We start from the raw sequence: 13,522 nt of genomic DNA, 5'->3' as shown, positions 1-13,522 counted from the left end.
GCGCCGCGGTCTTGGTGAGGTTGTCGAGCAGGCCCTGGAGCTGGCGCTGATAGCCCTGCAGGTTGCGGGAGGTTGCGGCGAGCGGATCATTCGCGTCGGCGGGCTCAGCCGCCGTCGGGCCCTCGTCAGGCGGCGCACCGGCATCCATTCTTCGGTTGGATGCCCGTTGCGGAGGGAGTGCCCCAGGCCGGGTGGTGACCAGCAAGACGGGGGCATCCTCCGACGGGACCACCTTCGGGCCACCCGGTGCGGGTCCCGCCGATCCGGTGCGCCGCACCCCGATGGGCTCGGCCAGCTCCTCGCTCGTAGGCATCAGGGCGGGGATGCGCGGGGCGGTCGCGACGGCGGCGCTGGCAGTCGAAGCGGGTGGCATCTCGAGCCTGCGCGGCTCGGCCGTGGCGGCGGCAGGCCTGTCCCGGACCAGCTTCGACTCGGTCTCGTCGGCCTTCTTGCCGCTGGCAGAGAAGCGCTGGATGGTGACGGCGGCCACCGCCACCACGGAGCCGGCGAGCAGCGCCACGGCCAGCAGTCCCTTCTTCGACATCGAAACGCGCTGCCGGGCAGCGACATTGGGGATGCCGGGCTCGCCGGGCAGAGGAGAGATGGCGTTGTCGTCGGGCTCGATCTCGGCGCCAAGGTTTGGATCGCGGTTCCGCGGATCGTTCGGGTCGTGCGTCATGGTTTCTCTCCCTTGCGCGCTTCGGAAGGCGCGTTGCTGCCACTGACGTCGGCCTTCAGGACGCGCTGCACGCCGGGCACGGTAGTGCCATCGCCCGGAGGCCTGCCGTCCAGATCGAAGGCTTCATTCCACAGGCCGACGACGGCCGAGCCGGCCCGCAGCATCAGCCGCCGGCTGACGCGATCGACCACCAGCAGGTCGTCCTCCAAGCGGGCGTTGACCAGCGTCTCGCTGCCGTCGCCCAGTACATGGAAAACGGCCGGCACCTCGCGGTTGCCGGGGAAGCGCAGATAGGTGAACCGCCCGTCGTCATAGACGAGGGTCGGCACGATGTCCTGCGAGCCGGCGCCCTCGGCGATCGAGTACTGCGTGTTCATCACCTGCGGCTTGGCCTGCAGCCGCTCCGCGACGACCTGGTGCGGTGGCGGGGGTGGCGGCACGACCGGCAACGCCATCAGTGGTGCCGGTTCGCGCAGCGCGAGGCGCGCCGGGGGTGCCACCCGGGCGGGTGCCTTGACGACGAGTCGGTAGACCGGCGGCTTCGGGTCGCCGTCGGCCAAGACGACGAAGCGGAAGCTGTGCGTTCGGCGGTCGGTGACCACGGCCAGCGTGTTCGCGGCGCTGGCCGAGCTCTTGGCCTTGACGAACAGGTTTCGGCCTCCGGGCTGGGCTGCGATGCACCACGCGGCATCGGCCTTCATGCAGTCGCCACCCAGGCCCGCTGCGACCTCGGTGATCGCCTCGTCGGCATCGAGCACCACCAGCGTCACGACGCCGCGCTTGACCGGCACGGTGACGACGGCGCGCGGGTCGTAGACCACTTCCCGCAGACGCGGATCCGCAGGCTCCGCAGCGACTGCCGTGGAGCCGCAGGCCGCGACGCAGGCCGCGGTGGGCAGCCAGGCCAGCCGCTTCATGGCTTGGCCCCCGGTGCGGCGGTGTTGATCTCGGGATCGGACCGGTAGGCTGTGACGACGAAGCCGAACGGGTTCTCGAGCCGGTCGCGCTCCTTGACCAGCACCTTCGGCTGGTACTGGTAAACGACGCTGGCCACGTGCCGCGTGGTCACCTCGGGCAGGTTGCGGTCCGTCAGGCGGATTACCTTGTCGTAGCTGACCGTGGCCTCCCCCTGGTTGCCGGGGCGGCCGGACGCAGCCAGGCGCACGCCGACGACGTTGATGCGCCAGTCCTCGGCGGCGCCGATCCTCTTCTGCAGCGCGCCGTCGCCCTCGAACTGACGGTTGTAGTCGGCGAACACGGCAGGCACCGCCATGCGCGCGACCTGGTCGAAGTCACGCTGCAGGAACATCCAGCTGTAGCCCTCGCGCGCCCGGACGAAGGTGGCGAGGTTGTGCTTGTCCAGCGCCTCCATCGGGGGGATGGTCTCGACGGAGAGCCGTTGCTGGACCGTGGCCTCGCCGGTGACCCGGTCGACCACGATGGGAATCTCCACGACGCGGCGCAGCGGGCCCTGGACGAACACCGCGGCGATGCCGATCAGACCCAGCACCAGGCAGGCGATGGCGACCCACCAGGCCCGGCGCTCCGAGCGTTCGAGCATCAGCGCGCGGTCGACTTCCCACGCGCGATTGACTTCGATCGCGGTCGTCTCGGGCTCGGCCTGCGCTCGGTCTCGCGACCGTTCAGGCAATGCAGCGGCTCTTTCTGGCGTCAGGACGGCACTCATGGGGACCTCTGTGGGACTGCGCCAGTGGCCCGGCGCAGGGAACGGGCGTCAGGGCAGGTAGTCGGCCACCTTCCCCGTGCGGGTGAGCATCTGGTACTGGCGCTCGCGCTCCCGCGACCGGGCGATGCGCTCTTCGCTGTCGGCCATGCCCTGCAGCATCTGCACCTGGGACATCTCGTGGGCCAGCAGTGCGTTCTCGGCACCGATACGGGCCTGCACCTCCTGCACCGCCTTCTGGTCGGTGGTGGCGTTGATCTGACCCATCAGCGACTGGATCTGCGACAGGCGGCCGGCGGCCGACTTCATCGCGTCCTGCAGCAGGCCCTTCTGCTGGTACGGCTGCGCCAGGGCCGCCTGGCAGCTGGTGCGGGCGTCGCCGGCGAGGTCCATGCAGTTGTAGACCATGCCCGCGTCGCGCAGCGCCTTGGCCGTGGCGTTCAGGCCGGAGTAGCCGGAGGTGTTGATTGCATTGACGTAGGTGTAAGCCTCGGCCGGCACGTAGTTCTTCAGCAGCGGGTTGTTGAACACGTTGCCGAGGTTGCGGATGCCGTTGATGCTGTTGATCTGGCTTTGCAGCTGGTTGATCTGCTGGACTTGGTTGTTGATCTGCGTGATGCCGTCGAGCACCTGCTGGATCGTCTGGACCAGGTTGGCGACATCGATGACCGGAATGCCCTGTGCACGAGCGCCGCTGGCCCCGACGGCGATGAGGACGGCGGCGGCGACCTTGAGACGTGCGTGCATAGTTTCGCTCCTGTGCTGGTTGACGCTGGTTGACGTTCATGCCCGACCGCGCAGCGCGGCGAGCTTGTAGGCAGCGGTTCGCACCGCTCCGTAACCTTGGCGGACGACGGCGCCGGCGCCGGTGGCAACGGCGCCCGCGGCCCGACGGGGCGCGACCGCAGCGGCTCCGGTGGCTTGGCCCGCCGCGTAGGGCAGGCCGGCACCGGCCCGGACGACGCCACCGGCCGCGCCTGCGGCGCCGGCGTTGCGCGCAGAGGAGGCCGATCGCAGGCCAGAGACCATCATGGCGTTCTGGATCATCTGAATCCCCTGCTGAACCGCAGCGCCGCCAGTGAGTGCGGAGGCGAGGCTCGGCGCCTGGAAGCAGATGATGGCCATGAGAATCATGACGACGCAGTACTTCAGGCTCTCGCCGACGACGTTGAATGTCTGGCCGAGGAAGCCACCGTTGACTTGGATGGCCTGAACGAGTGCGTCACCCATGAAGGCGCTCAGGCCAAGAGCAAAGAACGCAAACCACGTCAGGACGACAGCATTCAGGACCATCGACAGCCAGCTGTCGAAGAACCGGGCTGTCGGGCGCCACGCGAGACACAGAACGAAGAGCGGGCCGATGGCGATCACGAAGGTCAGGAAGAGCTTCGCCAGCGTCACGACGAACAGCGCGATGCAGAGGAAGACCACGTTCCCGATCGAGCAGACGACCGCTGCAAACAGCAGGTCAAGCCGCATGATTCCTGCATCCTTCAGCAGATCGAGCACGAGCTTGCTAGCCTCATCGTTGAAGTTGTCCAGCAACACGTAAGGCGAGGTGATCGCCATCGGATCCGCTGCAGCGGGCAGGAAAGTCGTCGCCACGCCGGTTGCCAGCGCGTTCGCCGAGTCGGACACGTTGGAGATGTAAAAGCCGGACTGCAGGGCGAAAGCCAGGACCAGTCCGATCTTGAAGACCTTCCAGAGGAACGTCGGAACCGTCTCGGACACTTCGTTGCGCAAGACGGCCCAGCCGTAGAGCGTGACCCAGATCGTCATCGCAGTCAGCGCAATGGGGGCGATGCCGACCATCAGTGCGGTCACGACGCCGAGCACGTAGGTGTTCAGGACCGCATCGAACTGTGTACCGACCCAGGCAAACATCGCTTAGCCCCTAGCTACTGAACCGCGCTTATCGGGAAGCCCTTGAGGCTGATGCACTTGCCAGCGAGGTCCGGCCGCTCGCATTGCGTCCACTCGCCCTTGAGCTTCACAATCCAGACTCGCGAGCGCTTCTCGACGCCGTAGGTCGACTCGCGGCAGGTTCCCGGCCGCGCGAAGACCTCGGTGCACTCAACGAGACCGGACGGGCTCTCCAGCATCTTCCAGCCGCCGCCGGCGCAGCCCGCCTTCGCTGCGGGACAGGGCGCACCGAGCGAGGCCGTGGGAAGTGGCGGTGTCTCCACCTTCTTGGTCCCGTCGGGCATCATCTTGACGGCCTCGTTGCCCTTGACGAACTGAGCGCTGGCGGTGGTTTCGGCGAGTGCCAGCGCGCCCAGCACGAGGAGATGACAAACGGCTTTCATGCAGATCTCCTGGAGGTACGAAACCTCCGATCCTGGACCTCACGAAGCAGCACCGGAAGCCATTGAAACGGATCGTTGCCATGCCGTTCGCGCACGGCATCGAGCAGGGCCACGTTGTCGGTGGTGGCCGAGAGCACGGTGATGTATTCCTCGAGCCCGGCGAGATCCAGCTCGCAGATCGCGCTTGCGTGGCCTTGCTTGACCAGGAAGCGCCGGCCGCCCTGCGCGCCGAGGCTGCGCACGATGTCGAACTCGGCCTGCGTCAGGCCGAATCCGTCAACGTATTCCTCGCGCACCGCCTCCAGGTTGGCGAGGAAGATCTTGGTCACGCTCTGCTCGATCATCGTGCGGCCGATGGGGTGGCGCAGCACGTCCGACGGGCTCTGGGTGTCGAAGATGCCCAGGCCGTTCTGCTTGCGGATCGTCTTCTGCTTCTGCTTGGCGAAGTCGCTGAAGATTGGGTGGTCCAGCGCCTTCCAGAACTCCGAGATCGCGTAGATCAACCGCTCGCCGTTGGCGAGTTCTTCCATGACCTGCAGCAGGTACATCATCACCGACGTGCGGACCTCGGGCAGGTCGAGGAACTCGGTGGTGTCGAAGCCGATGACGTTGGCGGCGTGCAGATCGAGCAGCCGGTCGTTGGCCTGGTCGAAGACCCAGCCGAGCGCGCCGCCCTGGCACCAGCGGCCGAGCCGCTCGAAGAGGCTGTTCTCGCCCGCCTTGGGCAGGTTCTGCCGCACGGTCGAGAAGCGGCGTAGCTGGGCCGGCATCATCGCCACCGCGTTGACCGCATCGGCGATGGCGCGCTCGTCAGCCGGCAGCAGCGGCATGGCCGGCGTGGCGATGCAGGTACGGATCAACTGTTCCCAAAACTGGATGCGCGCCGGTGTCGGCTCGCGCTGCAGCGGGTTGCAGCCGGTGGGCTTGCCGGCTTCGAGCGTGAAGTAGCGACCACCGAGGGCGCGGATCGCGATCTCGCAGCCACGGTCCAGGTCGAAGAGTACGAGGCGCGGCGCTGGGTCCCACTTGCGCGTGAGTGTCAGCAGGAACATCTCCAGGGTCGTCTTGCCGACGCCGGTCGAGCCGATGATCAGCGTGTTGCCCGGCAGCTTCTTGTCGGCGGAATCTTCTCCCTCCGGGCTGCTGTGCAGGTTCAGGTAGAAGGGCTGGCCCGAGGGCGTGCGCAGCAGGGCCAGTGCCTCGCCCCAGGGGTTGCCGTCGCGCTTCCCACGGGCGAAGTTGTGGCCGCTGGACAGGGCCGCGAAGGCGCGTGAGCTGAGCTTGGCATCGCGGGGCCGCCACTGCCAGTTGCCCGGCATCTGCGCGAACCAGGCGGCATCGGCCACCAGGTCGACTGGGGACATCTGCAGGCTGGAGGCCTCGCCGACGGCACCGATGGCCTGCGCCGCACGCCGGCCGGCATCGGCCACATCCTCGCCGAAGACGACCAGGCTGTAGTGGTACTCACCCATGCAGAACTGGCCGTCGCCGAGTTCGTTGAGCGCCACGTCCATCTCTGCCACCTGGCTGGCCACCACGTCGTCGCTGGCGATCAGCTGGTCGCGCTGCAGTTCGAGGGCGCGCATGGCCTCGCGGCGCGGCAGGATCGAGAAGCTCTGGGTCTCGATGAACTCGCTGGCCTCGTACAGCAGCGCGTTCAGGATGCCGGGCTCCACGGCATCGGCGTATTCCTTGATGTCGACCAGGGCCGCGTAGCGACGCTCGTCGCCCTGGCGCAGTTCGAGCTTGTCGCCTCCGAAGGACAGGCGCGCGGTCGGCAGGGTCCGGTACAGCGGTCCGGCTGTCATCGGGATCGGCCGCCAGCAGCCGTTGACCAGGTAGCCGAGGAACTCGGCCACCTCGGAGTAGATCCGTCCGCGGTGCTCGCGTGTGCCGAGCAGTTCGGGGCCGAAGCCGCGCAGCACGCGGCCGACGAGCGCGGTGCGCTCTTCCATCACGCGCAGCGCCTCGGCCTGGGCCTCCGCGATGGCCGCACGGGTGCGCTGGGTCGATTGCAGGGCCCGACTCACGCGCGAGACGTTGGGCCGGTAGACCAGCGTGAGGTAGAGCTCGTTGCTCATCATCCGGCGCTCGCTGATCTTGGCCTGGTAGGCCTGCGACATTTCTCGGGCGAAGCCGGACTGCGCCGGGTCCTGCAGGCTGTCGCTGACGACGCGGTGCAGGCGGTGCGTCCACACGGCCCACTGGCCACCGGCCAGGTTGCGCAGCAGACTGCACAGCGCCTCGTGGCGCTCGGCGATCTGGTGCTCGTCGGCGCACTCGAAGGCCACGCCATCGAGCCGCCAGACCCGCAGGTAGTTGCCGCCGCGCGTGATCACGTCATTCTGGCTCACCAGCGACGAGAACGGGATGAACCGGGCCAGCGGGTTCTCCGCGTGGGCCGCCGCCCAGTGCCGGGGCCTTAAGCCACTGCGACCGGGCCGCGTGTCGGCGCCGTTGGCCTTAGACATGCCAAGCATCGCGGGCTCCCCGGTAGAGGGTGGGCGCGTAGCTGCGCGCATGCCAGAAGCGGCGGTTGCGGTCGTGCAGGCGCAGCTTCATGGCGACGAACATCTGCCGGAAGCGCTGGTCGTCCTTAGAGGTCACGAAGCGCATCCACAGCAGCGCCGGCACGACGGCCACGACCACGCCGAGGGCGATCCACCAGCTCACCAGGGTGCCGCCCCACATGATGAGCAGCATGCCGGTGCCGAACAGCACCACCAGCGGCACGAGCGGGATGCCGAGCTTCATGGCTGGGCGCGTGGCGCCTTTGTAGATGGCTTCGCCTTGCATGGTCGCGCCCGCCGTTCAGGTGACGATGTAGCTGGCGAAGGCCGCCGCGCCGCCGACCAGTGTGCCGCCGATCAGCACGTTGGCCACGTCGGCCAGGCGGGCGCCCTGGAAGATCATCTTGAAGCCGGCCCAGATGATCGCGATGGTCACCACCGCGATCGAGATCGTCACCAGGATGGTGTTGACGTTCGTGACCGTGGTGTTGATCTTGTCAAAGCCCTGGGCCAGGGCCATCTGCGAGGCGGTGGCCAAGAGCGCTGCGGCCGGTGCAGAGGCGGCGCGCCGGATAGATGCGAGGGGTCTCATGCCTTCTCCTTGGGTTGGACGGTGGGAACGAGCCGCACGGCTGTCACGACCTTCCGCACGTAGCCGTCGCGGAAGCCCGTGGCGAAGTTGCCGCTGTAGTAGCAGGACAGCGCCTGGCGAAGCGCCACCTGGTCGACCGACTTCGACGCGGAGGCACTCGCTCGGTCGAAGCACTCGCCGAGCACGGCCTGCATGGCGGCCAGGTTGGTGCACGGCTCGAAGGCCGTCTCCAGCGTCAGGCCCAGGCGCGCAAAGTTGCCGACGTTGATCTGACCGAGGCCGACGCTGAAGTTCCTGCCACCCGCCTGCAGCGCCCGGGCGGTCGCCAGGGCCTCGGCTCGGTGCCGCGGCTGACGCACGAGCGCACCGCCCACGACACCGATCGCCCAGGGGTTGAAGGCACTCTCGACGCTGACCACCGCCCGGGCGGTGTCGCCGTGCACCTGCGGCGCACAGGCCACCGCGAGCGCGAGGAAGAAGGATGCATCCATGGTCGTCCGCCTCAGTAGCCGGAGTCGGTCGGCGGGGCTGGCGGCGGCAGCGTGGCCAGCCAGGCGGCATAGTCGTCGTCGAACCGCGTGTCCCAGGTGCCGAGCTGCGCCTTGGCCGCCGGACTGAACTCAGTCACCGTATCGCCGGCCATCGTCCACCAGGTGCGCGCGAACGGCGCGCCGTTGACAGTGACAGACACCGCGCCGGCGTAGTCGCAGGTGTATATCGGGCCACCTTCGCCGTAGAAGACCCGGGTGTACTGCGGCGCACAGTAGCTTGGAGCGCTGGCCCAGGCATGGTTTGCCGAGTTGCCGGCACCGGCCATGCCACATACCGGGAACGGTTTGCCGCGGGCGAGGTCACGCAGCACTTGCTTAACGGGTGGCACGCACTGCGGGATGGACCGCCAGCTTGGGGCGGCGAAGCACAGCATCACCAGGCAGCCGTCGACTGCGTGCGCAGGCTTCGCAAAGCTGCCAAGGCACACTGTTGCGACGCAAGCCAAGACAGTGGCAGCTGCTGTCCTGCGAGCGAAGGCAACCGAAGTCGCCCTAGGAGTACAAGGTCTGTTCATGATGATCCAAATCGCCAGTGACTCGGTCCTGCTGTTGAGACGCGCTACTCGGCGCGATGTAGATACTCTAGGACCGTGCCGCCGGCGAATGATCGATGACTTAGAACAAAGAATCAGCAGTGGCGATCCAGTCAACAGGACGTTCGGACCAAGAGGCCAAATCAACAGGAGGGTGCGGACGGACATGTCTGGATCAGTGGGCGGCGTACCATGCTTTGTGTCAGGCAGGGCTATGGACGCCGGCCTAGGGAGTTGTCGATGAAGCTTGAGTCCGCTGCGGCGCTGGTCCACCCGCACCAGCTGGAGGTGCGGGAGTTCTCGTCCTACTCATTGATCATCGATGCCAGGTCTCCGCACGAGTACGCGGAGGATCACATCCCGGGTGCCATCAACCTGCCGGTGGTCGACGACGCTGAGTACGCAGTGGTCGGCACCAGGCACAAGACGGACAAGCATGCGGCCTACTTGATCGGCGTGGAGTACTCGCTCCGCAACATCGCGGCGCAGATCAAGCCGTTGATCTCCCAGTACTCGCCGAACGACCGGTTCCTCGTCTACTGCTTCCGTGGCGGCAAGCGGAGCCGGCTTTGGGCCGACAACCTCAGGACCATTGGGTTCGAGGTCGACGTCCTCTCGGGCGGGTGGAAGACCTACCGCAGGTGGGTTAGGGAGGGACTTGAAGCGCTCCCGCGCGCTTTCAGCTTTCGGGTGTTGTGCGGGCCCACAGGCTGCGGTAAGACGCGGGTTTTGCAAGAACTGCAGCGACAGGGGCACCAAGTGCTTGAGCTCGAAGGCATGGCGAACCACCGCGGCTCATTGCTTGGCGATATCCCTGGCGAACTGCAGCCGACGCAGAAGCTGTTCGACACGAGGCTCGTGGATTTGCTGCGTGGGTTTGATCCTGAGAGGCCGGTCTGGATCGAGGCGGAGAGCAAGAAGATCGGCAACCTGCAGTTGCCTGATGCTTTGTACGAGGCAATGCACCGCTCTCCCGTCGTCAACCTAACCGTACCAATGGCCGAGCGGGTGAAGCTATGGCGGGAGGACTACCCGCACTTCACGGCTGATCCTGTGGCGATGGTGCGAAAGCTGGAGCCGCTGAAGCCGCTGGTCGGAAAGGAGACGCTCATGGAATGGATGGCGCGGGCCACGGAGGGTCGCGTCGACGAGTTGTTCGAGAGCGTCATGCGCAGGCACTACGACCCCTGCTATGCGCGCTCCAGCCGAGGGCATTATGGTGCCAAGCTCGATGAACAGAATGTTGAGCTCAAGTGCCTCGAGCGGGACGCTTTGAGCGATTCGGTGCGGCGCCTTGTCGACCGCTTTAACGAATGAGGGGCTTGTTGCTTCTGTCGTATGCATAGAAGCACGTGAGCCGGCGACCCGAGGAGCGCGGGTCCGAGGGGTTTGCCTCCCAGTGCTTGAGTGCTGGCTGCATCGATCTCAGCCAGAGCGGAAAGACGAGGCAAAGGACGAGCAGAATCACGTAATTGGCCGGCAGCCGGGGCGAGTCGTCGGCGAGGGTCAGGTGGTAGTACGGTAGATGAGATCTTTTGTGATGTTGGTGGTGCAGGCTGACCCCAAGCGTCAACCAAGCCTGTAGACGGCAATCGTCCTCCCAGCCGAGGCCCTGAGTTGCCGAGGCGCCCTGTCGATCGTCACCCAGTCCCCAGTGCTGGATGTAGGTGATGAGTTGAACACCAAAGCAGACACCCCCTACCACGCAGACATACAGCACCAAGCCACCGAAGCCGGCCGCCATCCAGAACGCGGCTGCCGTCGCCAAGCAGACACCGGTTGCCACGCGCAAAGCACTCGTTGCTCTGGTTGAGGGCGGTCTCAACCACAGAGGAGAAGCCGGGCCGTATGCCTCCATGACGGTGACCTTGATGCGTCGTGCGGCGAAGCTGCATGCCGACTCGTGGGTACGTGGCCATGCGGCACCTTCCGTGTCCCCAGGCCTTGCATGGTGGCCGAAGTGTTCCTGGTGCAGGAGCGGATATCCCGCAAAGCCTGCCAACGCGACCCCAAGCCAACAATGAAGCCGCTGGCGTTGGTGAATCAACTCGTGCGCCACGCAAGTTGAGAGCAAAAGTATCAGCCACAGGCTTAGTCCAATTGCCATGCCATAGCCGAAGGACGGAATGCCGTGGGTCCTCAGTTCATGCAGAACAAAAGTGATCGTGCTGATCAGCAGGGCGCCGTAGGCAACCGGAAGCAGATGGAGCGCCGTGGCGATCGACTCCCGCCACTGGATCGGCTCATCGGGCAGAGGGCCGGTGAGAGGCCGCAACAGCGGCAGGCCGATCATGATGACTGCGAAGGCCAGGATCGGTGTGTCGACCGCGATACCGATCATGAGCATTGACGGCGCAACGAGAATGCAGAGAAAGCCGCTTGCCTGGAACAACTGCCGCAGCATAATCGGTTCTCCGAGGCGAATGTCCTCTCAAATGAGGCCGTACTCTGCCGCAAGAGCTGCAGCGGACCGCCGGTTCGGCACGCCAAGCTTGACGTTCAAACGCTGAAACCGTGAGTCGACGGCACTCGTGGACATGTCCAATTCGGCGGCGATGTGCTTGGTGCTTCGCCCCTGCCGTTCGAGACGAAGGAGCAGAACATCCTCAGCAGTGACTCTGGTGGTGGCGACGAGCTCGGCCCGTATGCGGGCGATCCACCACTCGTGCAATTCCATGGCGAGGGGACGTGCCGCCAGTTTAAATATGGTGAAACCGTCGCCCTCATAGAACCCAGCAGTCGCGGAACCAAGGCAGAGCACACCCAATCTTGACAGCCCGCCGCTGGAAGGGGCCGGGATGATGGCAGCCGACTGGAAACCATACTGCATGGCGAGTTCGACAGCGTCCCGCTGCTGCCGAGACGTGATTGGAATTTCACTTGCACGCGCCGGCTCACTGTGCCTGAGGGCATACGCGAGCCACGGGTCGTTCGCGTACCAGCACCGGCGCTCGTACTCAAGGCACCATGTCGGATCGCAGGCAAGCAGGAACCGGTATGACTCGTGCGACACATCGTCTCGAATGAAGCTGACAAACGCCGAGGCGTCGGCGCCAAGTCGATCCGTCGCCTCGCATAAGAGTGCCAGGGCCTGCGTCTCGTCCACCGCTTCCGGAACTCGGCGAATCACATCCCCGGCCACGGAAAGGTAGTCCGCGCGGCCGGTGAAGTCGACGAGCGCAGTAACGCTAGCCTTCTCCGCGAAGCAGTCTGCCGCCATTTCTCCTCAGCCTCACGTGGACCAACGGATAGTCGAACCGTAGCGGGTCGCAGTTGCACCAGGTGTCGAAGCTCTGCTCGTCTTCAAACCGGGTGACGTGGACCGTTCGATGTCGACCGCCATGAAGCTGAACCCGCTCGACGAAGAGACCGTCTGCGGCACGCGCAAGCGCGAAGCTGACATTGCCGTCATCGCTGCGAATGAACTCTGCCCTCTCCTTACCAGTGAAGGTGCGCCGGGGAGTAGGCGGTCTGGGCGTCGTCATAGCTACGCGAGCAAGCAGGGCAAGTGAGATGTCGAACAACGAGCGCCGAGGGCTGGTGTTCCCAAGCGAAGACGTGCTCTTCGCCACATGCGTCGCACTCCATCAGCAAGCTCGTGAAGGGACGTCTGCACCCAGCGCAGCGAGTGGCCCCGATGTAGCGGGGCACAAACGTCTCGAACTCGTCGGTTTCGCAGTGCCGACAGTGGGGGCAGCAGATGGCGAGTTCCGATTCCAGCGGGAGCCTCAGTGCCATGGCGTTCCTCAAGCTCGAACTGCCGCTCTATGCGACGCCGTTGTCGACCGGATCGCCAGCAAGTTGGCGCGGTCGGCTGCTTACCGATGCCAGTGATAGCGATAGAAGTGGGGCCCTGTCCAGCGGCCAACCGTTTCAATTGGTAAGCCAGGCGGTGCGGTCGTCGACTGGGTGGCCTACGGGCGGAGTCAGGTTGATGGACATCGAGCAGGCCAACACTCCGATACCGTGCGCTTCCGAGTTCCAACGAGCAGCGAATAGGCTGGAAAGACGATTTTGGGAGGTTCCGATGTTCGTGCTCATACAGCGGCAAGCACGTCCAGATGCGGCGTACTGGCCAGGGCGCCGCGTGTTGGCAGCCATCGACGCGGTCGCGTGGCCCGGTCTGTTGATCATCGCGGTGCTGCATGCGCCATGGTCGACCGGTTTGGGCGGACCTGTGGCCGTTGCGCTGTTGTCCACGTCGGTACTGCAGAGACTTCATAGAGCGGTGTGGCTGAACGAACGGTATGCCTTCACGTTTTGGCGGTGGGGCCGGCCGCTTCTTATCCTTCTGGTCATAGGAATGCTCTTAAAGGCGACCGTCTGATTGGCGACGTCGTCGTGAGGCTGCTGTTACCCGTCGCGTGAAACCTGCCATGGGTGTGCGCATGTAGACCTAGGCACTCAGTGCGCAACAGATTAGGCTGACGTTGGGACGGTTGCAGCGATGAATTTCGAGTGAAAACTGGCAGAAAAATGATTGCTAGTCACAACTATCACTTTGCGCGAATGGAGCTCGTGGCATTGCGACACGGGGACATGCTTCCGTGTGAGGGCCGCGGCATTCTGAGTGCAAGCCGGACCCGGGTGCGCTCCGCGCTCTACGAAACGAATTCAGTTGTGCAAAAGGGTCGCTCAGTCCTCCACGCGTCACTGCAACCAATGCA

The 13,522-nt window shown here is 65.5% G+C and carries 16 protein-coding genes; 4 read left to right on the top strand and 12 right to left on the bottom strand.

Translation table 11 applies throughout. The features are described 5' to 3' along the window. Window positions 1–194 precede the first annotated feature (194 nt). Window positions 195–725 (top strand): hypothetical protein, encoded by a 531-nt coding sequence (locus LRS07_RS19620; protein ID WP_260499605.1) that lies wholly within the window; start codon window positions 195–197, stop codon window positions 723–725. Here the strand turns inward: LRS07_RS19620 and LRS07_RS19615 are convergent. From LRS07_RS19615 to LRS07_RS19570, 10 genes are read right to left on the bottom strand one after another with little or no spacing between them, the layout of a single operon-like run. Next, on the bottom strand, window positions 676–1,596 hold the full coding sequence (locus LRS07_RS19615) for a TrbG/VirB9 family P-type conjugative transfer protein (protein ID WP_260499604.1): 921 nt from the start codon (window positions 1,594–1,596) through the stop codon (window positions 676–678). The two genes, LRS07_RS19620 and LRS07_RS19615, sit on opposite strands and share 50 nt — an antisense overlap. Then, a complete protein-coding gene (locus LRS07_RS19610; RefSeq protein ID WP_260499603.1) occupies window positions 1,593–2,366 on the bottom strand; it encodes a VirB8 family type IV secretion system protein in 774 nt (257 codons plus the stop codon). The genes LRS07_RS19615 and LRS07_RS19610 overlap by 4 nt, the downstream gene beginning before the upstream one ends. 48 nt (window positions 2,367–2,414) lie before the next feature. Then, window positions 2,415–3,110, bottom strand: coding sequence for a TrbJ/VirB5 family protein (locus LRS07_RS19605; protein WP_260499602.1), 696 nt, complete (start codon window positions 3,108–3,110; stop codon window positions 2,415–2,417). A gap of 36 nt (window positions 3,111–3,146) precedes the next feature. Beyond that, entirely contained in the window at window positions 3,147–4,247 is a 1,101-nt protein-coding gene (locus tag LRS07_RS19600) for a TrbL/VirB6 family protein (RefSeq protein ID WP_260499601.1), read from the bottom strand. 14 nt (window positions 4,248–4,261) lie between these two features. Beyond that, on the bottom strand, window positions 4,262–4,669 hold the full coding sequence (locus LRS07_RS19595; RefSeq protein ID WP_260499600.1) for a hypothetical protein: 408 nt from the start codon (window positions 4,667–4,669) through the stop codon (window positions 4,262–4,264). Further along, window positions 4,666–7,149 (bottom strand): VirB4 family type IV secretion/conjugal transfer ATPase, encoded by a 2,484-nt coding sequence (locus LRS07_RS19590; protein WP_409450567.1) that lies wholly within the window; start codon window positions 7,147–7,149, stop codon window positions 4,666–4,668. The genes LRS07_RS19595 and LRS07_RS19590 overlap by 4 nt, the downstream gene beginning before the upstream one ends. Next, entirely contained in the window at window positions 7,133–7,465 is a 333-nt protein-coding gene (locus LRS07_RS19585; protein ID WP_260499598.1) for a VirB3 family type IV secretion system protein, read from the bottom strand. Before LRS07_RS19585 ends, LRS07_RS19590 begins: the two co-directional genes overlap by 17 nt. A 15-nt stretch (window positions 7,466–7,480) precedes the next feature. Further along, the gene (locus LRS07_RS19580; protein ID WP_260499597.1) at window positions 7,481–7,771 is read right to left on the bottom strand and encodes a TrbC/VirB2 family protein; all 291 of its coding nucleotides are present in this window, start codon (window positions 7,769–7,771) and stop codon (window positions 7,481–7,483) included. Further along, window positions 7,768–8,262: a lytic transglycosylase domain-containing protein gene (locus tag LRS07_RS19575; RefSeq protein WP_260499596.1), complete on the bottom strand. Its 495-nt coding sequence runs from the start codon at window positions 8,260–8,262 to the stop codon at window positions 7,768–7,770. Before LRS07_RS19575 ends, LRS07_RS19580 begins: the two co-directional genes overlap by 4 nt. A gap of 11 nt (window positions 8,263–8,273) precedes the next feature. Then, window positions 8,274–8,633 carry a hypothetical protein gene (locus LRS07_RS19570; protein ID WP_260499595.1) on the bottom strand — a complete coding sequence of 120 codons (360 nt, stop codon included), beginning with the start codon at window positions 8,631–8,633 and terminating at the stop codon, window positions 8,274–8,276. Between the two features lie 462 nt (window positions 8,634–9,095). On the opposite strand from LRS07_RS19570, the gene mnmH reads away from it, so the two are divergent. Continuing rightward, window positions 9,096–10,172 (top strand): tRNA 2-selenouridine(34) synthase MnmH, encoded by a 1,077-nt coding sequence (mnmH, locus tag LRS07_RS19565; RefSeq protein ID WP_260499594.1) that lies wholly within the window; start codon window positions 9,096–9,098, stop codon window positions 10,170–10,172. Here the strand turns inward: mnmH and LRS07_RS19560 are convergent. After that, a complete protein-coding gene (locus tag LRS07_RS19560) occupies window positions 10,162–11,259 on the bottom strand; it encodes a fatty acid desaturase (RefSeq protein WP_260499593.1) in 1,098 nt (365 codons plus the stop codon). The two genes, mnmH and LRS07_RS19560, sit on opposite strands and share 11 nt — an antisense overlap. A gap of 27 nt (window positions 11,260–11,286) precedes the next feature. Next, a complete protein-coding gene (locus tag LRS07_RS19555; RefSeq protein ID WP_260499592.1) occupies window positions 11,287–12,075 on the bottom strand; it encodes a helix-turn-helix transcriptional regulator in 789 nt (262 codons plus the stop codon). Between the two features lie 121 nt (window positions 12,076–12,196). Here LRS07_RS19555 and LRS07_RS19550 point away from each other — a divergent pair, with 121 nt between their 5' ends. Both LRS07_RS19550 and LRS07_RS19545 read left to right on the top strand, forming a co-directional pair. Further along, window positions 12,197–12,367, top strand: coding sequence for a hypothetical protein (locus tag LRS07_RS19550; protein ID WP_260499591.1), 171 nt, complete (start codon window positions 12,197–12,199; stop codon window positions 12,365–12,367). A gap of 515 nt (window positions 12,368–12,882) precedes the next feature. After that, the gene (locus LRS07_RS19545; RefSeq protein WP_260499590.1) at window positions 12,883–13,182 is read left to right on the top strand and encodes a hypothetical protein; all 300 of its coding nucleotides are present in this window, start codon (window positions 12,883–12,885) and stop codon (window positions 13,180–13,182) included. The last annotated feature ends 340 nt before the right edge of the window (window positions 13,183–13,522 follow it).

Origin of the sequence: Aquabacterium sp. J223 (assembly GCF_024666615.1) — a bacterium.
Taxonomy (GTDB): domain Bacteria; phylum Pseudomonadota; class Gammaproteobacteria; order Burkholderiales; family Burkholderiaceae_C; genus J223.
This window is presented reverse-complemented; position numbering and strand designations above follow the sequence as displayed.